The sequence below is a fragment of the Longimicrobium sp. genome (assembly GCA_036377595.1).
Lineage (GTDB): Bacteria > Gemmatimonadota > Gemmatimonadetes > Longimicrobiales > Longimicrobiaceae > Longimicrobium.
In genome coordinates, this window is the sequence record DASUYB010000003.1 from 36,303 (window position 1) to 59,352 (window position 23,050).

Here is a 23,050-nt window from a genome sequence, read left to right on the forward strand (position 1 = left end):
ATTGTTTTCACGCGGAGGCGCGGAGCCGCAGAGGAGGCGCGCGACCCTCCGCGGCTCCGCGGCTCCGCGGCTCCGCGGCTCCGCGTCTCCGCGTCTCCGCGTGAGATTTCCCCGATCGCCCGGGTGCCGTGACGAACCGTTCGGCACCCGGTTCGTTTTGACGATTTCGCGGGACGAACCGTTCCCCCCGATCCCCGTCCACGTCAGAGACGCGGGCCCCGCGCGCGTTCCGTCTGCGCAGGGCCAAGCGATCCCCATCCCCCGAACGACGAAGGGAGGACGCCGCGGAATCCATCTACCCGCAGGTTCGAACCCCCGAAAGGAGCAGGCGATGAAGAAGATCGTGGTCTGGTCGATGCTGGCGCTGACGGCCGCGTCGCCCGTGGGGACGGCGCAGGCGCCGGCGGTGGTGCAGGGGCGCGTGACGGATGCGGGCGGCGCGCCGCTGGCCGGCGCACTGGTGCGCGTCGAGGCGCTCGGCGTGGCCGCGACGTCGCGGCAGGACGGCATGTACCGGCTGGTGATCCCCGCCGCGCGGATGCGGGCCGGGGCGCAGCGCTACGCGGTGACGGCGGTGCGCATCGGCTACACTTCCGTGCGTCGCGTCGTGCGCCTGGCGCCCGGCGACAGCGTGATCCAGAACTTCCAGCTGGCGCAGGCGGCCGTCGAGCTCAGCGGGGTCGTGGCGACCGCGCAGGGTGCGGAAGTCCGGTCCCGCGAGGTGGTGGCCAACAGCGCCGGCCGGGTGGCGGACGAGGGGACGTACGAGCTGTCCGCGCCTTCGCCGATCGTCGACCCGTCGCGCAGGCGGGAAGATCCGAACACGGAGAACTACGCCGCCATCGACGAGAACCCGTTCCTGGCGGTGCGCGCCAACCCGCTCTCCACCTTCTCCATCGACGTGGACCGGGCCAGCTACGCCAACGTCCGCCGCTTCCTGCGCGCCGGGCAGCTGCCGCCGAAGGACGCGGTGCGGATCGAGGAGCTGCTGAACTACTTCCACTACGACTATCCCGATCCCGCCGGCGAGCACCCGTTCAACGTGATCGCCGAGGTCGGCCAGTGCCCGTGGAACGCGCAGCACCGCCTGGTCCACGTGGGGCTGCAGGGCCGCCACGTCGACGCCAGCCGGCTGCCGCCGTCGAACCTCGTCTTTCTCATCGACGTCTCCGGCTCGATGATGGATGCCAACAAGCTGCCGCTGGTGAAGGACGCGCTGCGGCTGCTGGTGGAGCAGCTGCGCCCGCAGGACCGCATCTCCCTGGTCGTCTACGCGGGCGCGGCGGGGATGGTGCTCGACGCCACGCCGGGCGACCGCAAGCAGACCATCCTGGACGCCATCGACCGGCTGCAGGCGGGCGGGAGCACCGCCGGCGGCGCGGGGATCCGGCTGGCGTACGAGACGGCGCGGCGCAACTTCATCCGCGGCGGCAACAACCGCGTGGTGCTGGCCACCGACGGCGACTTCAACGTGGGCGTCAGCAGCGACGCGGAGATGTTCCGGCTGATCGAGGAGAAGCGGCAGGAGGGCACCTTCCTGACCGTGCTGGGCTTCGGGATGGGGAACCTGAAGGACAGCAAGCTCGAGGGGCTGGCCGACCGCGGGAACGGCAACTACGCGTACATCGACGACATCGGCGAGGCGCGGAAGACGCTGGTGGGCGAGTTCGGCGGGACGATGTTCACCATCGCCAAGGACGTGAAGCTGCAGGTGGAGTTCAACCCGTCGCGGGTGCAGGCGTACCGGCTGATCGGCTACGAGAACCGGGCGCTGCGCAACGAGGAGTTCGACGACGACCGCCGCGACGCGGGCGACCTGGGCGCCGGGCACTCGGTGACCGCGCTGTACGAGATCGTGCCCGTGGGCGTGCGGCTGGACGTGGACGCGCGCGTTCCCGAGCTGCGCTACCAGCGCACCGAGCCGGCGCCGCCGCGGGCGAACGCCGGGCCCGAGCTGGCGTTCGTCAAGCTGCGCTACAAGCTGCCGGACGGCGAGACGAGCCGTCTCCTGTCGCACCCGATCACCGACCGGGGCGGGAGCATGCGGCCGTCGGAAGACTTCCGCTTCTCGGCGGCGGTGGCGGGGTTCGGGATGCTGCTGCGCGACTCGCGCCACCGCGGCAGCGCCGACGCCGACGGCGTGCTCGCCCTGGCGCGTGAGGCGATGGGCGACGACCCCGAGGGCTACCGCCGCGAGTTCGTGACGCTGGTCGAGCGTTACCGCAGCATCGCCCGCCACGAGCCCGTCGCCATCGAAGGCAACGACGATCGGTAGATACGATCGAGGGCGTGGAGATCATGATCTCCGCGCCCTCAAAAAAGTCTGTCATCCCGAGGGCGCTGCACCGAGTCATCGTCGCGCACCGAATCCCGGTGCCGCCCACCATCCCCGTGGACGCGAGGACGGTGCGGCATCTCCGCTCGGAATGACAGTCTCCGCTTTCTCTTGATCCCCCAACTCAGCACTCGGCACTCAGCACTTCGTCACTGCGCGTGGGTGGTGATGAGGATCGCGCCGTTGGGCGAGTCGGTGCCGAAGCGCAGCGTGGCCTGCGGGCCGGTCAGGAACTCGATCTTCTCGATCTGCGACGCGGGGATGCGGCGCAGCGACTCGGTGAAGATGCGGGTGAAGTCGTCGCCGTAGACGTACTCCACCTTCGCGCCGTCGATGTACACCGCGGGGAAGCTCCTGGCGACCGTCTCGTACTCGCGGTCGATCACCATCGGGTCCCGCACGGTCTGCATCTGCATGCTTCCGCGCCCGCGCATCTGGTTCCACTCGGGGCGGACGTGCTGCAGCAGGTCCATGGCCGTCTGCAGCCCCGACTGCCGGATCTCCTCGCGCGTCATCACCCGCACCCGCTCGGAGTTGCGCGTGCGCGCCTGCACCGTGCGCCCGGCGATGGGCTGCGACGCCCCGCGCCCGCCCAGCACCAGGTCGCGCCGCTCCAGCGACGCCGAAGCCAGCCGCAGGTCGGCCGACGCGCCGCCCGCGCCCGGCGCGCTGGCCGCCAGCGTCGCGGTCGACCCCGCGGGCACGCCGCAGAAGTGGTACGCGCCCGCCGCGTCGGTCTGCGCCTGCGCGGTGCGCACCGGGCTGTTGCGCGTCTGCCGCCAGGTGAGCACCACGACGGCCCCGGCGACGGCGTTCCCCGTCGCCGCGCTGCGCACCGCGCCGCCGACGGAGGCGCCCGAGTCCGGCGGGCACGCGGCCGCCAGCACGCGGGTCAGCGAGGGCACCGCCAGGTCCTGCCGCACCGACCCCCCCTCCGCCATGGTCACCGTCACCGGCGGCGGCAGGTAGCCCAGCCCGTCGAGCCGCGCCGAGGCGAAGGAGAGCGCGTACGTCCCCGGCCGGACGCCGCGGATCTCGAACCCGCCGGCCGAGTCCGTCACCGCCTCGTACGCCGTTCCCGACACGTACACGCGCGCACCGGCCAGCGGCTGCACGGTGGTGCTGTCGAACACCGTCCCCGTCACCGTTCCCAGCGCCACGACGCCGGCCTGCGCGCCGGGGGCCGCGTCGATGGCCACCACCTCGCCGCCCTCCTCGCGCACCAGCGACGGCTGCCGCGCCGCGGCCGCGTGCGGGATGACGTCGGTCACGGGGTCGTGGTCCTGGATCGGCATCCGCACCACCCACTTCGACGCGATCCACACCCCGCTCGGCAGCTGGCGGAAGTCCACCCGCCCGCCGGGAACGCCGCCGGGCCCGCGGACGGGCGCGCGCGTGTAGGTGTAGTCGAGGTGGCGCAGTTGCACGGGGTCGCGCGAGAGCCAGAGCGTACCGCGGACGTCGGATTTGCGCCCCTCGCGCACCGGCTCGAAGGCCAGCCCGATGACGCTGGTGTCGCGGTCGCTGGAGTCGACGATGCGGAAGCAGTGCCCGTCGAGGAACTCGTCGGAGAGGAGGACGTCGGCGTCGGGGGCGTTGTAGATGGTGGTGTCGGCGCGCGTCTGGATGAAGCCGCTCTCGCGGATGGTGTCGGCGGGTACCACCGAGAAGGGGCGGTCGGTGACGGCCTCGCTCTCGCGCGTGGTCCCTTCCGCGGCGACGCCGGTGTTGAAGTCGCTCTCGCGCGACCAGTTCTTCACCCGGAAGCTGAAGAGCCGGTCGGAGAGGGCCGTGCGGGTGACGTCGAGCGCCTTGCGCGCCTCCTCCCACACCCGCGCCGTCTCCAGGTTGCGCCCGGGCCGCACCACGCAGCGCGACCCCGCCTGCGCCGTGATCCCCGCCAGCATCATCGCGGTGGGATCAGCCTCCAGCCGGTACTGCAGCGTCTGCCCCGCCTGCAGCTCGAGCGCGGGCGAGCGCGTGGTGGCGTAGCCGATGCGCTCGGCGCGCAGGGAATAGCGCCCCGCGCCCGGCGCGCGCAGCGTGAACGCGCCCGACGCCGCCGTCAGCGCCGAGCCCACCGTGCGGCCGCTCTCGTCGACCAGCAGCACGTGCGCGCCGCCGACGCCCGCGCGGGTGCGCGGATCCACCAGCTCGCCGCGGACCGTCTGCGCGGCCGCGGGGGCGGCCATGGCCAGGAGAAGGAGGGCCGTGGAGGAGATCTTCATGCGGGTACCCCGGGAGAGAACTGCGCGGGTTCGGATGCGCGAATGGGTCGCGCGGGACCGCGGCGGGAGTGGGGGAGGAACAGGAATAGAATGTGTGAGCGGAAGCGATGTACACACCGCGCTGAATAGCGGCCACACCGGTCGATTCCATCAGACAGGCGAATGAATTCACGGCAACAAAAGCACAAAGTCCCTGCGGGACTGCGGCCGCGGCATCCGGGCGCCCAGGCAGGCATCTCCGCGGGCGAAGACCGTCTTTCCCCGCGCAAACATCCTGCGGAGCCGCGCGGATCCTGCCCCCGCAGTCGCGAAGCGACTTGGTGCTGTTGTTGCCGTGAATTCATTCGCCTGGACCAATCCGGATCCCGGAGAGCAGATGTATGTCTTGACACTATGTGTGATAACACCTAAATTCCATCCATGACCACGCAGCTCAGGGACGAGATCCGGCAGTCGAAGCCGTTCGGCAGCCTGGAGCAGGAGGCGCACCTCAGCATCGAGCGCACGGCGGCGGTGCTGGGGCATGCGCTGGCCGAGGCGCTCAAGGCGCGCGGCATCACACCTGCGCAGTACAACGCGCTGCGCATCCTGCGCGGCGCGGGGCCCGACGGGCTGTGCCGCGGCGAGGTGCGCGAGCGGCTGGTGGCGCAGGTGCCCGACGTCACCCGCCTCCTCGACCGGCTCGAGGCCGCCGGGCTGGTGGCGCGCGAGCGCGGCACCGAGGACCGGCGCTACGTCACCACCCGCATCACGGCGGACGGGGCGCGGCTGCTGGACGGGCTCGACGCGCCGGTCGAGGCGCTCCATCGCGATTCGCTGGGACACCTGTCCGAAGACGAGCTGCGAAGCCTCATCGCCCTGCTGGCGAAGGTCCGGGGGAGATGATTTTCACCAAACGTGTGTTTGCACACGTGTTGTTCGAACACCCACAGTTCAACGGGAGATGATGGGGATGAGCACGATGCTCTTCGGGCCGGCGCGGCGGCGTGGCGTGGACCTGGCGCTGCTGATCCTGCGCCTGGTGGTGGGGATCGTCTTCGTGATGCACGGGTGGCAGAAGGTTTCCGCGGGCCTCGGCAACGTAGGCGGGATGTTCGGGCAGATGGGGATCCCCATGCCGGGCGTCATCGGGCCGCTGGTCGCCCTGCTGGAGCTGCTGGGCGGGATCGCATTGATCATCGGCCTGCTGACGCGGCTGGCGGCGCTCGGCCTGGCCATCAACATGCTCGGCGCCATCTTCTTCGTGCACCTGAAGAACGGCTTCTTCAACCCCACGGGGTTCGAGTTCCCGCTGACGCTGCTGGCCGCGAACGTGGCGCTGATGCTGGCGGGCGCGGGAAGCTACTCGGTGGACGCGGCGATCGGCGGAAGGCAGCCGGCGACCAACTCCTGACGCGGCGACGCGGCGGGAGCATTCAAGGAAGGGAGATGTGGAGATGTCGAAGGTGATGGATCTCGCGGGCGCGCCGGCGGCCGCGGCGGAGGCGGGCTACGGCATCGCCCCCGACGGATACCGGCTGCCGGCGGCGACGCACGTGGGCCGCGTCCGCCTGCAGGTGGGCGACCTGGTGCGGTCGCAGGCGTGGTACGAGCAGGTGCTCGGCTTCCGCGTCCTGTCGCGCGGCGACGGCATGGCGACGCTGGCCGCGCACGGCGACGACACGCCGCTGGTGGAGCTGCACGAGCGGCCGGGCGCGAAGCCGGTGCCGCAGCGCGGGCGGGTGGGGCTGTACCACTTCGCCATCCTGCTCCCCGACCGCGCGGCGCTGGGGCGGTTCATCTCGCACCTGGCCGACGTGGGCGAGCGCTTCGGCGCCAGCGACCACCTCGTGAGCGAGGCGCTCTATCTCCACGACCCCGACGGGCTGGGGATCGAGGTGTACGCCGACCGGCCGCGCTCGGCCTGGCGCGCCAACGGCCGCGAGCTGGCGATGGACACCACGCCGCTCGACCTGCGCGACGTGGTGGCCTCCGCGCGCGGCGAGGCGTGGGCGGGGATGCCCGCGGGGACCACGATCGGGCACGTGCACCTGCACGTGGGCGACCTGCGCGAGGGGGCGGCGTTCTATCACGCCGCGCTGGGGCTGGACGTGGTGGTGTGGAGCTATCCCGGCGCGCTCTTCCTCTCCGCCGGCGGCTACCACCATCACCTGGGGACGAACACCTGGGCCGGCGCCGGCGCCCGTCCCCCCGCGGACGACGAGGCGCAGCTGCTGGAGTGGGAGCTCGTCGTCCCGTCGCAGGCCGACGTCGATGCGGCGTCGCGCAGCCTCAGCGACGCCGGCTACCCGGTCGCGGACGGCGTCGTCGCCGATCCGTGGGGGACGCGGCTGCGGCTCGTGGCTGCGGGCTGATCTTCGACAGAAAGCATGGAGCCGCGCTGAGAAACGGAGGCAGCGGAGAAGTTCTCCGCTACCTCCGTTCCCTCCGTGTGACCAGTGCCCGGAACGTGGAAGTGACGGATCAGCGGACCGCGCCGACTTCGCCGCCCAGATGAAGGCGCTGGTCGACGTGCACTACCCCGAGGCAAGGAAGATCCGCGTCGTTCTCGACAACCTGAGCACCCACACACCCTGGATGCTGTACACGGCCTTTGCCCCCGAAGAGACGCGGCGAATCCTGCGCGAGCTCGAGTTCCGGCACACACCGAAGCACGGCAGCTGGCTGAACATGGCCGAGATCGAGCTCTCGGTGCTCAGCCGTCAGTGCCTCGACGGCCGCCTGGCAAGCCGACGGCGGTCCGGCAGCAGGCCAGCGCGTAGGAGGGTCCCCGCAACGAGGCCGGTGCAACGGTGACCTGGCGCTTCACCACGAACAAGGCGCGCGAGCGCCTGAAGTGGCTCTATCCATCATGACTTACGTGGTGGACTAATAGCTTCTTTCCGTTCCCTTCGCCCCTCGGCGAGAAGCTCCTGCATGCTGCGGCGGGCCTCCGCCGCTCGCGGCTGGCGTGCGGCCCGTCACCCGCTACGCAATGCCGGGGAGCCTCCGTCCGACGCGGTCGCGGCCCCGCCCAGGCAGCGGAGAGCCAGTTCCCGGGGTTGAAGCTCGCGAGCCTGCGAGGGCGTGCCCCCCATCACGGTGCGGAACTGGCGCCGCAGCGTCTCGGCCGAGCCGTAGCCGAGTGCATGCACCGCGCGCTGGATCGTGCTGCCGTGGCGTAGCAGGTCGGCCGCTTCGAGGACCCTCAGCCCGTGCAGGAACCGGAGCGGCGGGAAGAAGCCCGAGCCGTGGACCATCCGTACGAATTGTTTCCTGCCCAGGCCGCTGTCCCGCAGCAACCCCGCAAGGGTGGCGTGCGGCCGCGCCGAGGTGAGCTCGGATCTGGCCAGGCGCGCCAGAGCCGGAGGCAGCCGGCAGGCGCTCACCACCAGGTCCGCGAGCTCGGAGCGCGAGGCGTACGCCAGGGCGGCGGTGAGCCGCCGGGCCAGCCCGCGCGCATCCTCGTCGCCTGCCACCGCCATTCCGGAAAGCTCGAAGTGCCGCGGCACATGGCACAGCAGGTCCAGGGCGGGTGTCGCCGGCCGGGAGAGAAGCGCGAATACGGTGAAGCGGCACCCTGCCAGGTGGGCCGTATCGAGCCACGCGGCGGATGCTGCCGGATCCGGCGCGAAGTCGTGGACCAGCAGGGCGCGCGACACGTCCGGCCAGCCCACCTCAGGACATGGTTTCGGTGGGCCGAGCCGGAGCTCGATTCGCGCCAGCCGTGCCGCGCGCGAGACCTCCGCTGCCAGCAGGTCGGAGGAGAGGACCGCGACGATGATGGAGGACCGAATCTGAGGCTCTCCGGCGCAGAAATCAGGCTCCCCGCTCGTATCCCCGGGCTCCACCTTGGCCATGGTGCCGGAGACCCGCACCGTCCGCACGGAGACAATCAATATAGGTGGAAGCCCGGGCACCGTCAGCCAAACACATGTCGTTCCGCGCGGTTCCGGAACGGCTGGGGAACCGACAACCGATGCCGACCCTGAAGATCGATCTGCGAGAGGGTTTCGACGGCGACACCGTGCTCGTGCGCGTGGGCGGGCGGGAGGTGTACCGCCGCTCGGGCGTGCGCACCAACTATTCGATCGGGCTGGCGGATCGGGTGGAGACGGAGGTCGGCCCCGGCCCCGTCGAAGTACGCGTGGAGCTGCCCGAGCGCGGAACGGCCGGCGGGTACGCCACCCGGCCGGAGGAAGGGACGGTGGTGGCGGTGGCGCTCGATTCAGGCAGACGGCCGGTGATCCGGCAGGTGGCCGAAACGCCCTACCTCTGAGGCCGGTGCCTGCCCCGGAGGGCATTGCGCCGGCACGTCCATCGACAGCGAACAGGAGCGAACGAGGAACCCGCAACCGCCCTTCCGGCTTTCGCAACAATGAGACAGGAGGTTCCTATGTCAGTGGTGGATCCCACCCAGGTGGCCGCCGCGGAGCCGACCGCGCTCGACCCGGAGCTCGGCGCCGCGGACGGCTGGACGCAAAGAACCGAGATCAAGGCCGGGGAGCCACACACGGAGCGTGTAGAGGTCGTCCGCGTCTTCGGCGGGCCGGCCGAAGCGCCCGCTGGGGGCGCGGCGATGGCGGTGCCGCCTCCCGCGCTTGCCGTGCCCACCCGCACGGTGAGCGGACGCTATCGCAGCGAGGGCACCACGCTGCTCGAGGTGAGAGTCGACGTCGACGGCCCAAGGCCACTGCGGCGCCTCAGCGGCGACGTCTACACCCGGTCCGGCGCCACGCTCTACTACTTCGGCTCCTTCAGGGTCGACACCCTGAAGTTCGCCAGCACGACCGACGCGGTGGTGGTGGAGGGAACGGGAATCTTCACCTGGGGCACGTCAGCCCCTCGCGTGCGGGTGACCATCCCCCGGTCCAGCGTCCTCGATCCGCCGGAGGACGCGCTGGTGGAGTTCCTGACCCCGGGCGGTTTTCCGGGAGGTATGTATACCTGCTCATTCGAGTCGAGCCTGTTCCGCACCGTGCAGCTCGAGGAAGACAGCGTGGCCGGAGTGACGCCGTTCAGCAGCTACTACACCGGGTGGCTCCCGTCGCCACCTCCCGCGCGCACGCTCAGCGTCGTGGCATCGTACGCGGAAGCGGGGATCGAGATGCAGCCGGCCAGCCTGCGCAATCTCGTCTCCACGGCGGGAATCGGCCCGAGCTGGAGCGACACCGAGCTGCACAACGCGATGGTCGCGAACTTCAGCCTCTGGGCCGACGTGCCGCAGTGGAAGGTCTGGATGTTCCATGCGCTGCTGCACGACGCGGGACCCGGGCTGCTCGGCATCATGTTCGACCAGCAGGGACCACAGCGGCAGGGGTGCGCCGCGTTCTACGCGGGGCTGGGCGGTACCACTCCCGAGCGGCTGCGTCTGCAGCTCTACACCTGCGTGCACGAGTTGGGGCACTGCTTCAACCTGTTCCACTCGTTCCACAAGGAGTTCATGAACCCCCCGCAGCCGAACCGGCCGCTCGCGCTTTCGTGGATGAACTACCCGTTCATCTATCCCTCCGGCGAGGCGGCATTCTGGGCGGCGTTCCCGTTCCAGTTCGACACCCCGGAGCTGGTGCACCTGCGCCACGGATTCCGCGCCAACGTCATCATGGGCGGCAACCCCTTCGGAACCGGCGCGGCGCTCGAGGCGGTCGAGGTGTTCGAACCGCCGGTGGAAGACAACTCGGGTCTGCTGCTGGAGCTGCGCGGCCGGCCGGGCTTCGTGCTCGGGGAACCGGTGCGCGTGGAGTTGAAGCTGTCGTCGACGGACCTGCGCGGTCGGGTGGCTCACGCCAACCTGCACCCGAATTTCGGGTTCGTGCAGGTGGCCATCCGCCAGCCGGGCGGTCGGGTGGTGCTGTACCGGCCGATGATCGAGCACTGCGCCATCCCCGCCCGGAGGCGGCTCCGTGGAGGAGGCCCCGCATTGTACGAGAGCGCCTACGTCGGCTACGGGAAGGATGGCCTGTACTTCGACACCCCGGGAATGTACCAGCTCCGCGCCGTGTATCACGCGCCGGACGGATCGCGCGTGGTCTCGAACACCCTCGCGCTGCGCATCCGCTCGCCCGTGACCCGCAAGGACGATGCGGTGGCCGACCTGCTGCTGGGGGAGGAACAGGGCGCGCTGTTCTACCTGAACGGCTCCGATTCGCCCTTCCTCCGCCGCGGCAGCGAGGCGCTGGAGACCGTGCTGGAGCACCACGGAGACCATCCGCTGGCCACCTACGCACGGGTAGTGCGCGGCGCGAACGCCCTGCGCGAGTTCAAGACCATCACGCCCGACGGACGCATCCGGGCCCGCGCTCCGGACCACGCAGCCGCGATTCGCGACCTCGGCGCCGCCGTCGAGGAGAACCAGGCGGAGCAGGTGCTGGACAACATCGCGCTGAACCGAACCATGCGCCGTCTCGCCGACGCGTACGAGGGCGCCGGTGACGAGGCGCAGGCGGTGGCCGTTGCGGACCGGATGGTGGATTACTTCCGCGGCAAGGGCCTCAACCCGGCCGTGTTGGCCACGGTGGAGGCACAAGCGGCGGCGTACGCGCCCGGTGAAGGCCACCTGAGCGCGCCAGAGCGGTGGGCTCGCTCCAACCACCTGGAGCTGCCGCCGGAGCGGTGATCGCTCCCGCGCGGAGCCACCCGGAGCCGGACCGCGAGGTCCGGCTCCGTATTTTTCCGGGGCCGGCCGCGGATCGCCGATGACTCGTTCGCGACGGGCCCGCTCGTGCGCGGCGTCCGCCACGGATCGATCAGTGAGGACGAAGCACGGACGACGACCGGCGGAGCAAGGTGGCGGGCGCCGAATCAGGAACGGACGCGAGCCCCGCACCCGAGCTCCGCGAGATGTGACGGCCGAGAGCGCGACCCTGGCGGCGAATAGATCGCGATCCACACAACGTTCCCACCAAAACGTGGCCGGCGATGAATCCGCCTACGAGGGCGGCGAGCGCGATGTCGCCCCCCCGGCTCCGCACGCAACGCGGTACAGCGGACCGCGAAGGCGAGCAGAGAAAAAAGGGGAGCAGCCGGGCTGTGGCTGCTCCCCCCCTGTTGGTGTGGGATAGAGTGTTGTGGGACAGGTTAGCCGTGAAAGTGCGACATCTCAGCGTGCGATTCCCGGTAGGGCCGTTCCGGAAAATCAAGGACTACAAGGGTTTTCGGCACACGCGCCGATTACTCTCCTGACTCCGTGCGACCCTCTTCCGTCTGTGCGAAATCAGCGAATCACCAGCACTCGCAGAGGCGCTGCGAGCCGGTGGCGCAGGTGATCTCGTTGGTGCCCGGACAGCCGCAGGTAGCTGCCCCGCTGCAGGCGTAGGTGCCGCAACCCTGGGTATCGCACGGCCCGCCCTCGTCGGTGCAGCCGCAGAGACGCTGCCCGGCGGTGGTGCTGTCGAACCCGTTCACCGTCCCGCCCCGTGACTCCTTTTCCGCCGTGGAGAACGATTCCACGCCCAGGTCGTCGATCGTCAGCCGCAGCTTCTTCATCGCTGTCTCCCATGCTCATGCGGGTTCCGCCGCGATGGCGCGTCGTGCCCTTCGCTTGGCTGTCACCCACGGTTTGCGCCTGAAAATCATACCTGCCCGGATCACGGGTGCGCAACACCAGTTTGTCTGCCTGGGACAAACACGGGAGGAATGGCTCACGCAGAGTCAGCAGGGTAAGCAGCTGGTTCACCGCTGACTTGCTGACTCTGCGTGAGCCTTGTTGTTGTTCCAGGATGCGTCGAGGAGGCGCACGGCGGGGAGCGCGGCGGCCATCCCCGCCGTCATCCCGGCGACCATCACGAGGTGCATCGCGGCGGCGCTCGGCGGGGAGAGCAGCGCGCCCGCGGCCGCCATCCCGCCCACCATCGCCGCGGCGGCGAGGAGGTGCGCGGCGGCCCGGCGCGCGCGGCCCCCGCGGCAGAGCGGCGCGCAGGTCCAGCGGCAGGCGGCGGCGCAGGTCAGCAGCATCACGACCGTCGCCGCGCTCCAGGCGGCGGGGGCGGCGGCCGCGTGCGTCATCCCCGCGGCGTGCGCGGCGGGAACGCGGAAGAGCCATCCCCCCACGATCATCCCCAGTCCCCCGAACGCGGCGGTGGCGATCAGCAGGTCGGCGCGGGCGAGGCGCGCGCGCCGGTCCCAAGCGAGCGCGCAGGCCAGCGCGGCCGCGGCGGCGAGCGGAACGGCGCCCGCGCCCAGCGCCACGCCCTGCGCCAGCACCGCCGCCGCCACGATCGCCGCCGGCAGCGAGGGAAGACGCATCCGGGCATCGTCGCGGCGCGGCACGCCCATTCCGCACGCGCGCGGGGCGTCGGCGGGAAGGCCGGCGGGGGTCGGTGGTGGGGTCACGGGACCGAAGCGGAAGGAGGGAGAACGTCGCTGCCGTTGCTCATGATGGACGGACCCGCACCGCTGAATTTCCCTCCGGCGATCACAAAAGACAACGAATTTCACACGGAGGAAACGGAGGGAACGGAGGGAAGGGAGAAGCTTTTGTCCTTCCTCCGTTACCTCCGTTCCCTCCGTGTGATGACATTCTGTTGACTGACCTGGCGATGCACGTCAATCAGCGAAATGGTCAGGCAGAGGGATTTTCAGGTATGGTGGGCGGCGTCTCACCGACGGCGGGCTTGCGCGGCCTGGAGGCGATGGTGCCCGGCATCACCTTCGGCGTCCCCCCCGGCGTGACCGTGCCGGTGGTGCCGGTGGCGCCCGTGGCGCCGCCCGGCCCCGGCTCCGCAGGAAAGCCCGAAGGCGGGCGGATGGGCGGGACGCGCGGCCGCGGCGTCGTCTTCGGCTTGGCCTTCGCCCTGGCCTTGCGCGTCTTCTCCGCCTTCCCCTTCCCCGCCTTGTCGAGCGGGACCACCTGCTTCGTCTTCACGTCCACCTTGCCGCGGTGGATCTGCCGCAGGTCGTTGAAGCCGGCGTCGGGCGGCAGGGTGACCTCGAGCGCCTGCTCCCCCGTCTTCAGGTCCACCCACGGGTGCTCGCGCCCGCGCGGAAGCTCGGCCACCTGCGCGGTGGCCACGATGTTCCCCTGCGCGTCGTAGCGTACGAACGTGCGCATCTGCGTCTTCCTTTGTCAGATCGTAACGATGGGGCCGGTCCGCCGCGGCGGGTTGACCTCCTCGATGCGGTAGAAGCGGTAGCCCACCACCAGCTTGAAGTCGCTGCTGCCGTTGCGCACCGTCCACTGCCGGCCGAAGTCGCCCCACGGGTCGCGCTCCGTGCTCCCGTACAGCACCACGTAGTCCTCCGTCCACTCGATGCGGATCTCCTGGTGCACCTCGGGCGTGGCCTCGAAGCCCACCACCTGGTCGATGTAGATGTTGGGGAGGATGAACCCCGCGTTGATGGGGACCGGGGGGATGGAGACGCGCTCGTAGGGCCCCAGCGTCACCAGCCCCTCGGCCACCAGCTCCGACGCCATCTGCCGCACCGAGACCGTCCCCGGCGCCACCTTGGGATGGGTGACCGCGTCGTCCTGGAGGTGGCCCGTCTTCACCCCGGCGCCGTCGCGGACGTCCTGCCCCGTCTTCCCGTCGGCCTCGGCGATCTTGACGCTGGTGACCGCGCCGTCCGCCACGCCGACGACGACGTCCGGGCTCAGCTTGTCGGCGGTGATGGTGCCCGCGACGATCTTGTCGCCGGTGATGGACTTGTCGGCGATCTTGTTCTTCGTCACCGCGCCGTCGGCCAGCTGCGCCTCGCCCACGGCGGCGTCGGCGATCTTGTCGCCGGTGACGGCGTCGTCATCGATCTTCGTCGTCGTCACCGCCCTCGTGCCAAGCTTCGCGCTGGTGACGGCGCCGTTGGTGATGTGGTCCGTCTTGATCCCGCTCCCCTTCGTGGTGTCCTGCCCGCTCGCGCCGTCGGCCTCGGCCAGCTTGGCGCTGGTCACCGCGTCGTCCTGCAGGTGCGCGGTCTTGATCCCGCTTCCGCTCCCGGTATCCTGCGCCGACTTGCCGTCGGCCAGGGCCACCTTGGCGCTGGTGACCCCCGCGTCGGCCAGCTTGTCGGTCGTGACATTCGCGTCCGCGATCTTCGCCGTCGTGACCGCCGCCGAATCGAGCTTCCCGGTGGTCACGCTCCCCGCCGCCAGCTTGCCCGTGGTGACGCTCAGGTCGGCGAGCTTGTCGGTCGTGACGTTCGCGTCCGCGATCTTCGGCGTGGTGACCGCCGCCGAGTCGAGCTTCGGGGTGGTGACACTCCCCGCCGCCAGCTTGGCCGTGGTGACCGCGGCGTCCTGCAGGTGGTCGGTCTTCACGCCGCTTCCCTGCGAGGTGTCCTGCCCGCTGCTGCCGTCGGCCTCGTCGAGCTTGGCGCTGGTCACCGCGTCGTTCGCGAGCTTCGCGGTGACGACGGCCACGTCCTGCAGGTGCGCCGTCTTCACCCCGCGCCCCTGCGAGGTGTCCTGCCCGCTGCTGCCGTCGGCCTCGGCCAGCTTGGCGGAGGTGACGGAGTCGTCGGCCAGCACGGCGCCGGCCAGCAGCCCCGCCTCCTCGACCAGGGTGAAGGGCTGCCCCGGCACCGCGCGGCGGAGCGTGGCCAGCAGCAGCCGCTCGCTCCCCGGGTCGGGCGGCCCGAAGCGCACCTCCACCACGGCGCGCTCCACGAAGCGGGTGAAGCCGGTGAGACCCACGTCGGTGCTGGGCTCGAACTCGTGCACGCCGCGGCAGACGGTGAGGTAGGCCTCGCCGTGGCTGGTGGGATACACCGACAGGTCCAGCCGCAGGCCGCCGGAGCTCATCTCGCCGGCGCCCTCGTGGAACTCGCTGCCGCCGGTCTGCACGCGCACCTGCACCGGCTGCCCGCTGACGTCCTGCAGCACCACCTCGTGCCCGGCACCGTCGACGGCGCGGCCGGGCGCCACCGTCACCGCGCCCGCCACGGTGGCGGTCACCGCCAGCCCCTCGAGCACGCCGGGGAGGTGCAGGAAGCGCGCGTGCTGCTGCTGGCGCTCCACGGGGTAGTCGCGCGCGCGGTCGAAGTCGGCCCGGCGCAGGAACTGGTGGTCGAAGTAGTTGACGCCGATGATGGTTGGGTCGGCCATGCGGATCTCCTGTGGATATGCTCAGCGGTCGCCGGCCACGACGAGGGGGCGGCTCCACAGCAGCGTGGTCTCGCCCACCCGCGCGCCGACGTGCCGGTCGGGGTCGGTGCCGATCTGGATGCTGGGTGCGTGCACCCGCAGGGTGTAGGTGGCGTGCGCCGGCTTCTCGCGCAGCAGCGCCTCGTGCGCGGCGTGGACCATCTCCTCCATCCCCTCGGGCGTGTGCAGGCGCATGCTGCGCGGCTCGGCGTGCAGGTCCACCCAGAACGACCAGGGTTCGCCGCCGCAGATGATGGTGTCGACGCCCACGGTGGAGACGAGGCCCACCTGGAGCGGGTTGGAGGGGTCGAAGACGTCCGTCGACGCCTCGCCGCGGAGGTAGGCGTCGAGGAAGGCCTCCACCCCCTCGCGCGTCCCCCGCACCGGCCAGATCCGCCCCGCGCGGCGCACCAGGTCGCGGTTCCAGCGCTCGCCGCGGCCGGGGCGCAGCGCCAGCCCGATCCACCCGGCCAGCCACTCCAGCGCGTCCAGCGCGCCGCCCTCGGGCACCACGCGCACGATCTCGCTCCCCTTCGCCGCGGGAAGTCCGAGCGGGGGGGAAAGGGCCAGGGTGCTGCCGACGACGTTGCGCACCTCGGCCCACTGCCCGCCGAGGGGACGCCCCGCCTTCCACTCCGCGCCGATCACCACCACGTCGCCGGGGGCGGCGCCCAGCGCGCCGGCGTCCAGCACCTCCACCCGCTCGGCGCGCACGCGATCCGTCTGCGGGTCGGGGCGGATCGACGCGGAGAGCAGGGTGGCGCCGGAGGGGATGCGGGGGATGTCGACGCCGGTGCCCACGGCGTGCGCGTAGCGGATCCCCCGCTCCAGCTGCACGCCGCGGCGGAAGAGCGCCGGGCCCTCCTGCGCCAGCGGCAGCGCGGCGACGCGGACGAACTCCACGCTCGCCGGGTCGAAGTCGCGGATGCGCAGCACGTCGCCCGGCTCCACGCCGGCCAGCGTGTCGAGCTCCAGGAAGCGGTCGCCCTCCGCGGCCTCGTCTTCCTTGCGGGCGAAGGCGTCGAGCACCAGCTCCGAGCCGGTGCGCGGCGCCCAGGCGAACGCGGCGGGCGGCGTCCGACGCGGCGCGAAGCCCCACGGGGTGACCGGCGTCCCCGGCTCATGGGGATACCGGAGCGGCGGGGCGACGGTGACGCGTCCCCCGTCGACCTCGACCACGTGGACGTACTCCGGCCGCGCGGAGTCGTCGATGCGCAGCGCCACGCCCTGCCCGATCCCCAGAAACCCGGCCTCGGGGATGCGCACCTCGCGGTCGCCACTCTCCGCGGGGAGCGCGAGCGAGGCGGTGCGCCCCGGCTCGCCCAGCACCCGCACGCGCGTCAGCCGCGTGTGCGCGAACCGCAGCCCGTCCGCGATGGCGACGGCGTCCGCGGGGAGCGGCCCGTCCGCGGCGGCCACGGTGACGAACTCCGGCTCCTCGCCGCTGTCCGCGGGCGGTTCGAGGAGAGCGACGTCTCCCGGGCAGAGGCCGGCGGCGCTGTCCAGCCGCAGCACCGTCGCCCCCGCCTCCGCGTCCCGCTCCAGCGCGGGGTCGGGGGTGACGGAGAAGATGCCGGGGATGGCTTCGATCTCCCCCTCCACCCCGGAAAAGACGACCTCGAAGGCCTTGAGGAAGCGGCCCAGGAAGTTCTCGCCCTGCCGCTCGTCCTGGCGGAAGACGGCGGGGAGCTGGTCGACGAAGCGGGTGTGCAGCGTGTGCGGCATCAGGCCTCCGTCACCGTCACGGCGATGCGCTCGCGCGCCGCGTCCACCAGCCCGTACGGCGGCAGCGGCACCTCGGAGACGTCGCCCGTCGTCGTCGGCACGTGGTAGAGGTGCAGCTCGCTCACGTGGTCCACCGCGGCCATCCCCTCCAGCAGCTGGTAGAGCTCGCTCTTGTAGACCGGCCGCCCGAACGGCCATCCCCGCCCGTCCGCCCCGCCGTCGAGGGGGGAGAGGAAGCGCACGATCTCCGCCTGCACCCGCTCGCGCGTCAACCCGCTCCCGCGCCGCCGGGCAACCGTCGTCGCGACGGCGACGGGGACGTACTCGGGGCCGAACACGCGCACGCGCGTTCCCAGCACCCGCCGCTCGTTCAGCCGGTTGAACACGCGCTCGATCAGTTCCGTGGACGGCAGCGGGCGGTGCGACACGCGGTCGGCGGGGACGATGACCACCGCCGCGGCCTCGCCCTCTCCGCCCGTCGTCCCCAGCGGCGCCTTGCTTCCCATCGCCTTCCGCAGCTCGTCCGGCGTGCGGCAGGTGCCGATGGACAGGCGGAGGAAGCGCGCGCGGGCGACGGATGGTCCGCTGCCGGGGTCCGTCTCCAGCGCCAGCTGCTCGAACTCGGCAGCGGTGACGGCCCGGCGCCGCTGGCCCACGCCGCGGACGGCGCGGGAGAGCGCCGAGTCCGTCGTCTCCCGAGAGCCGTCGGCGAAGACGGCGCGGCTCTCGCCCAGCAGGCGGACGAACGCCTCCACGCTCGACGGGGGGATGCGGTCGAGCTGGTAGATGGCCGTCTCGGTGAGCCAGGCGAACAGCTCCACCAGGGTGACGCCGGGGTCCGACGGGTTGCGGTCGGTCCACTCGCCGCCGTAGCGGGGGATCAGCGACTCGCCCTCGCGCACCAGCTCGGCGAAGGTGCGGTCGTCCAGGCGCGGTACGGGAAGCGGCATGGGTCAGCCGGCGGCGTAGTCGAGGGAAACCATGTGCGCCCCCGAGTAGGGGAGCGAGGCGGGGCCCACCCGCAGCCGGTCGCCCAGCACGGGCACCCCGCCCTCCAGCCGAAGCTTGAGCTCGGGGATGCCGGGCGCCTCCGCGGGGTCCAGCACGGCGCGGGTGGTGGTCAGCACGCCGAACACCGGGAGCGCCTCCACCCGCTCGCCGCGGCGGATGGGCGCGGCCAGGCGCGCGCTCACCACGCCGTCGGTGGAGACGATGGTGGTGTCGACGGCGGGGAAGTCGTCGGTCGCCACGAAGGCGTCCACCTCCAGCGTGTCGAGCGTGATGCGGCGGACCACGGCCTCCAGCAGGTCGCCGTTCTCGCCCCGCATCGAGATCCCCTCGCCCTCCTGGAAGAGGATCAGCATCAGCCCTGCGGCCGCCACGTCGCCCTCCAGCGGCTCGGCCAGGCGGCCGGTGAGCACGGGCGTGGTGCCGGTGGCAAGCAGCTGGACCCGCGTCCCCGCCGCCACCCCGCCGCGGGGGATTACGGGCGCCGGGTGCTCTTCGTCGCCCGGGTTCAGGAGGAGCGGAACCGTGGCCGCGCCGGGGCGGAAGCCGGCCGAGACCACGTGCTCCACCCCCTCCACCGCCTCGAGCGCGGCGAAGATCTCGGAGATGTAGGCGTCGCGCCCGAACGCCCACCCCGTTCCGTCGGGCCCGCCCAGGAGGGGGTGGAGGAAGGCGTCCAGCCGCTCGGACACGCGCTGCCGCACCGCGTCGGCGATGCCGAGGGAGACGGCGCGCACCCGCACTTCCAGGGCGACGGGAACGTAGCCGGGGCCGACGAAGCTCACCCGCGCGGGGTCGCTCCCCACGAGCGCCGTCGGCGCGCGCTCGGCGAAGAAGTCCTCCACCTGCCGCACCAGCTCGCCCGTGGGGAAGGGCCGGGGGTCGGGGCTGCGGGGGACGAGGACCACGGTGACGTTCCCCGCCGCCGAGCGCAGCCGCCGGTCGCGCGTCGGCAGCGCCCGCGCCCGCGCGATGCGGTTCCCCGCGGCCTCGCGCGCCAGCCACTCGTAGTCGTCGGCGGCGACGGCGCGGCCGCGGTGGCGGAGCGCCTGCGGGCCGCGGAGGACCACGTCGGCCAGGCTCTCACCGTCCGCCCCGCCGTCCGAGGCCTCGGAGTTGAAGGCGCCGGAGATGTAGGGGAACGCGCTGCGGAGCTGGCGGACCGCGCCCGCGGGCTGGTTCCCCCCCGCGCCGCCGCCGGCCAGGTAGCGCTCGACAACGAGATTGTCGCGCCCCAGCGGCGGCACCATCCCGCGCACCCCGTCGCCGAAGCGGATCACGCCGCTCGCGCGGTCGATGGTGTAGTGGCGGCCGAGGGGATCGGAGACGAGCGCAGTCGGGACCTCCGTCCACCGCACCCAGTACTCCGTCTCCCCCCGCGCGCCCGGCCGCTCGAGGACGGCGCCGGGGCCGCCCTCCGCCTCCAGCCGCTCCACGTCGGCCGGCGACGGGCGCTCGGGCTCGCGCACGCGCACCACCTGGCCGGGCTGCACGGGGGCGCGGGCCAGGCGGAAGGCCTGTCCCGGCCGGCCGTTGCTGGACCCCAGCAGCTCGCCGGAGACGGTGGCGCCCTGCACCGCGCGGACGGTGTTGGCGTGGACGCCGCGCAGGAACGCGGTGTAGCCAGGTGCCGCCTCCACCAGCCGCGCGCGCACCCAGTACAGCAGCGGCGCCTCCACCTGCTGGCGGCGCGCGAGGTCCGCCGGCCCGGGGAACTGCACCGTCCCCGACTCGGTGAGCGAGCGGGTGTCGTCGACCACGGGGAGCGGGGCCCACGCGGCGCCGTTCCAGTACTCCCACGCGACGCGGCTGTGGACCTCCACGTCGCTCTCCGTCTCCTCCCCCGTCTCCTCGCCGGGATCGGCCGGGCGCACCGGCGGCTTCTCCAGCTCCACCAGCTGGCGGGTGGGGACGGAGAGGTAGAGGGAGACCGGGCGCTCGGCGAACGGCTGGTCGAACCCCAGGTACAGCGCCGGCCGCGGCTCGGGAACGGGAAGGAAGGGGGCCACGCCGGCCCTCGCGTCGCCGAGCTGGAGGTCGCGCCACTCCAGGTGCGAGTGCGCCGCCATCCCCAGCCGCGGCGTGGCGGCGGAGTAGCCCAGGGCGAGCGACTCGATCACCGGCCCACCCAGCAGCGCGGTGCCGGGGACCACGCGCACGCCCTTCGACGCGTCGGCGGGGTCGACCGGCGCGTACTCCACGCCGCGCCCGAAGTCGCCCGAGGCGATGCGCACGCGCAGCCAGTGGCCCGCGCGCCCGTTCACCTCCACGGGCGCGGCGTCGCCCATGCGCGGGAAGCGCACCTCGCCGCTGCGGGTGAACGCGTTCGTCCCGTCGTCCACCTGCCCGGTCGACGCACCGGAGACGGAGGAGCCGCCCAGCGCCGTCCATCCCCCGGCCCCGTGGTACTCCCACGCCAGCCGCACCGTCTGCGCGGCCGAGGCGAAGGAGAGCTCCGACGGCTGCGTGCTCGCGCGGCACAGGTGGAGGAGATGGAAGACCGAGCCGGGAACGGGCGCGGCGCCGAACGGCATCAGCGGCCCGGCGGGATCGGTGGGAGTGATGACGGACCAGGTGGACTTCGCGAAGTCGCCCTCGGCCACGCGCGTGGTCGCCAGCGAGGTGATCCACGTCTCCAGCTTCTCGGGGATCGCGGGCGCATTGCGGCCAAAGCGGATCACCCCCTGCGCCTCGCGCCCGGCCAGCAGCGCCAGCGTGCCCCCCTGCCCCCGGTCCGGCGGCGGGTCGAGAGCCACGTCGCGGACTGCGGGCGGGCGCCGGTGGCTTCCCCCGCGCACCGTGGCGCGGAGGAGGTAGAGGGCGTGCGGGGCGCCGGGGTCGGGCGGCTGGGGGAGGAGGAGCTCCACCGTCCCCGGCTCGGAGAGCGCGGCCACGGCCCGCGCGGGATTGACGGCGACGGGGAACCACAGCGGCTCGCCGTCCGCGCCGCCGCCGGTGAGGGCGTCGCCGAGCGACGACACCTTCGCCGTCGAGTCGTAGCTCCACACGGCGGCCTCCCAGCGTACGTCGGCGTCGCCGTGGTCGAGCATGACGATGAGCTTCGTGTCCGGGTCCGCGCTCCCCTCGGGGACGGGCGCGGTGAGCGCCTCGGTCGAGGCCACGTAGAGCGTGTCGCCCGGCCGCGGCGCCTCGCCGAAGGCGGCGAAGGGGCCGCTGGCGTCGACCGCGGCGGTGTTCACCTGCACGAGATCGGGCGCGAGCGGATTCCCCTCGTCGGCCTGGCCGCTCCACGCGCGCATCACGATCCCCGCGACCTCGGCCACGCGCGCGGCCTCGGGGAAGTGCGTCTCGTCGAACACCTCGCCGAAGGGCGCGGTGAGGCGCGCGCGCAGCCAGCGGTCGCGCAGCGGCCGGGCGAGCCCCGCGCCCGCGATCTCCAGCTCGTCGGCGCCGGTGAAGACGGGGAAGACGAGGGTGACCGAGGCGGCGCCGACGGCGCGCAACGGCGGGGCGAGGGGATCCCACCGCCCGCCGCGCCACGCCTCCCAGGCCACGTTGTCGAGAAGGTGGACGAGCGCGGTGGAGCCGCCGGTGGGGAGGATCGACGTCCCCAGCTTCTCCCACGGCGGGCGGGTGCCGCCGATGCCGCCCCTGGGGAGCGAGAGCGCCAGCGTCAGCAGCCGCGGCGCGGCGCCGGCGAAGAGCGCGCCGCCGCCCACGTGGAAGGCGTGCTCGATGGCCCGCTCGCCACCGAAGGCGGGGAAGGCGGCGCGCTCGCTGCCGGTGACTGTGCCCGTGCGCTCGCCGAAGCGCTGGTTCACCGGGTCGATCGACCACGCGGCGACGAGACGAGAGGCGTGGACGATCAGGTCGTCCTCGGTCTCGAACACCACCGCCGGCGCGGTGTCGGTGGGGAGGGTGGCCACCTGCGTCCCGCGGGGAAGGAGCCCCGCCGCGCCGCCCGTCCTGGCCAGGGTGAAGGTGAGGGGCACGCGCGCCATGGCGGGCGGCATCAGCCCCACCCCCATCATGTCCAGGAAGGCGAGGAGGTTCTTCTCGGGAACGAGGTTCAGACGCTCGAGCGCCAGCTCCATCATCCGCGCGAAGATGCGCACCAGCACCATCCCGGCGTCGTCGCGGCCGGCCCACTCGCCGAACACGAAGCCGGGGGCCTCGGGGATCCCCACGGCCAGGCGCCTGAGCCGCTCGACCAGGTCTTCCGCCCGGCGCGGGTCCAGGATGGGTGGGGTGGGCATCAGGCGGCGCTCCGCTCCAGGTAGAACGGATAGACCAGGTTGAAGGTGTTGTTGGTGCGGCGCACGCGGTACAGCACCTCGATCACCATCCGCTCGGGCGCCTCGCGGGTCACGCGCACCTCGCTGACGTCGATGCGCGGCTCGAAGTCGAGCAGCGCCTCGCGCACCTCGTAGCCCACGCGCGCCTCGGTGGTCTGGTCGTTGGGGGCGAACACCAGGTCGTGGATGCCGCACCCGAACTCGGGGCGCATGATGCGCTCGCCGCGGGCTGTGCCCAGGATGATGAGGATGGACTGGCGGATGCGCTCCTCGTAGCCGGAGAGCGACATCTGCCCGGCCTCGGGCCCCGGCCCGGACTCGGTCTGCACCGGCCAGGTCCAGCCTACGCCGAGGAAGTCTTTGACGTCGGGCATATCGAGAAGTGCGTGAGTGCGTGAGTGCGAAAGTGCGAAAGTGCGTTAGTCCTAAGTCCTAAGTCCCAAGT

At 72.3% G+C, this 23,050-nt stretch carries 16 protein-coding genes and 1 pseudogene; 7 read left to right on the plus strand and 10 right to left on the minus strand.

Annotation, left to right across the window (positions count from 1 at the left end):
* Positions 1–331: 331 nt before the first annotated feature.
* Positions 332–2,275 (plus strand): von Willebrand factor type A domain-containing protein, encoded by a 1,944-nt coding sequence (locus tag VF092_00340; GenBank protein HEX6745730.1) that lies wholly within the window; start codon positions 332–334, stop codon positions 2,273–2,275.
* Positions 2,276–2,484: 209 nt separating this feature from the next.
* Here VF092_00340 and VF092_00345 read toward each other — a convergent pair whose 3' ends face one another.
* Positions 2,485–4,563: a carboxypeptidase regulatory-like domain-containing protein gene (locus VF092_00345; GenBank protein ID HEX6745731.1), complete on the minus strand. Its 2,079-nt coding sequence runs from the start codon at positions 4,561–4,563 to the stop codon at positions 2,485–2,487.
* A 420-nt stretch (positions 4,564–4,983) separates the two neighbouring features.
* On the opposite strand from VF092_00345, the gene VF092_00350 reads away from it, so the two are divergent.
* The 4 genes and pseudogenes from VF092_00350 to VF092_00365 all read left to right on the plus strand — a co-directional run bounded on the left by VF092_00350 (position 4,984) and on the right by VF092_00365 (position 7,418).
* Positions 4,984–5,448, plus strand: a complete 465-nt coding sequence (locus tag VF092_00350) for a MarR family transcriptional regulator (protein ID HEX6745732.1) — start codon at positions 4,984–4,986, stop codon at positions 5,446–5,448.
* A 67-nt stretch (positions 5,449–5,515) separates the two neighbouring features.
* Entirely contained in the window at positions 5,516–5,956 is a 441-nt protein-coding gene (locus tag VF092_00355) for a DoxX family protein (protein ID HEX6745733.1), read from the plus strand.
* Between the two features lie 43 nt (positions 5,957–5,999).
* A complete protein-coding gene (locus VF092_00360; protein HEX6745734.1) occupies positions 6,000–6,917 on the plus strand; it encodes a VOC family protein in 918 nt (305 codons plus the stop codon).
* A gap of 89 nt (positions 6,918–7,006) precedes the next feature.
* Positions 7,007–7,418, plus strand: a pseudogene (locus tag VF092_00365) (transposase).
* Between the two features lie 105 nt (positions 7,419–7,523).
* On the opposite strand, the gene VF092_00370 reads toward VF092_00365, so the two are convergent.
* Positions 7,524–8,402, minus strand: a complete 879-nt coding sequence (locus VF092_00370; GenBank protein HEX6745735.1) for a helix-turn-helix domain-containing protein — start codon at positions 8,400–8,402, stop codon at positions 7,524–7,526.
* 119 nt (positions 8,403–8,521) lie between these two features.
* Between VF092_00370 and VF092_00375 the strand changes: the two genes are divergently transcribed.
* Positions 8,522–8,821, plus strand: a complete 300-nt coding sequence (locus VF092_00375; GenBank protein HEX6745736.1) for a hypothetical protein — start codon at positions 8,522–8,524, stop codon at positions 8,819–8,821.
* A gap of 117 nt (positions 8,822–8,938) precedes the next feature.
* Entirely contained in the window at positions 8,939–11,158 is a 2,220-nt protein-coding gene (locus VF092_00380; protein HEX6745737.1) for a hypothetical protein, read from the plus strand.
* Between the two features lie 605 nt (positions 11,159–11,763).
* On the opposite strand, the gene VF092_00385 is transcribed toward VF092_00380, so the two are convergent.
* The 8 genes from VF092_00385 to VF092_00420 form a co-directional block, all read right to left on the minus strand.
* The gene (locus VF092_00385) at positions 11,764–12,027 is read right to left on the minus strand and encodes a hypothetical protein (GenBank protein HEX6745738.1); all 264 of its coding nucleotides are present in this window, start codon (positions 12,025–12,027) and stop codon (positions 11,764–11,766) included.
* Between the two features lie 186 nt (positions 12,028–12,213).
* Entirely contained in the window at positions 12,214–12,873 is a 660-nt protein-coding gene (locus VF092_00390; protein HEX6745739.1) for a hypothetical protein, read from the minus strand.
* 229 nt (positions 12,874–13,102) lie between these two features.
* On the minus strand, positions 13,103–13,591 hold the full coding sequence (locus VF092_00395; GenBank protein ID HEX6745740.1) for a hypothetical protein: 489 nt from the start codon (positions 13,589–13,591) through the stop codon (positions 13,103–13,105).
* A 15-nt stretch (positions 13,592–13,606) separates the two neighbouring features.
* Positions 13,607–15,577, minus strand: a complete 1,971-nt coding sequence (locus VF092_00400) for a hypothetical protein (GenBank protein ID HEX6745741.1) — start codon at positions 15,575–15,577, stop codon at positions 13,607–13,609.
* A gap of 21 nt (positions 15,578–15,598) precedes the next feature.
* A complete protein-coding gene (locus tag VF092_00405; protein ID HEX6745742.1) occupies positions 15,599–17,341 on the minus strand; it encodes a hypothetical protein in 1,743 nt (580 codons plus the stop codon).
* The gene (locus VF092_00410) at positions 17,341–18,291 is read right to left on the minus strand and encodes a baseplate J/gp47 family protein (GenBank protein HEX6745743.1); all 951 of its coding nucleotides are present in this window, start codon (positions 18,289–18,291) and stop codon (positions 17,341–17,343) included. The genes VF092_00405 and VF092_00410 overlap by 1 nt, the downstream gene beginning before the upstream one ends.
* Before the next feature lie 3 nt (positions 18,292–18,294).
* Complete coding sequence (locus tag VF092_00415) at positions 18,295–22,566, minus strand: putative baseplate assembly protein (GenBank protein ID HEX6745744.1); 4,272 nt, start codon at positions 22,564–22,566, stop codon at positions 18,295–18,297.
* Positions 22,566–22,979, minus strand: coding sequence for a GPW/gp25 family protein (locus VF092_00420; protein ID HEX6745745.1), 414 nt, complete (start codon positions 22,977–22,979; stop codon positions 22,566–22,568). The genes VF092_00415 and VF092_00420 overlap by 1 nt, the downstream gene beginning before the upstream one ends.
* Positions 22,980–23,050 lie beyond the last annotated feature (71 nt).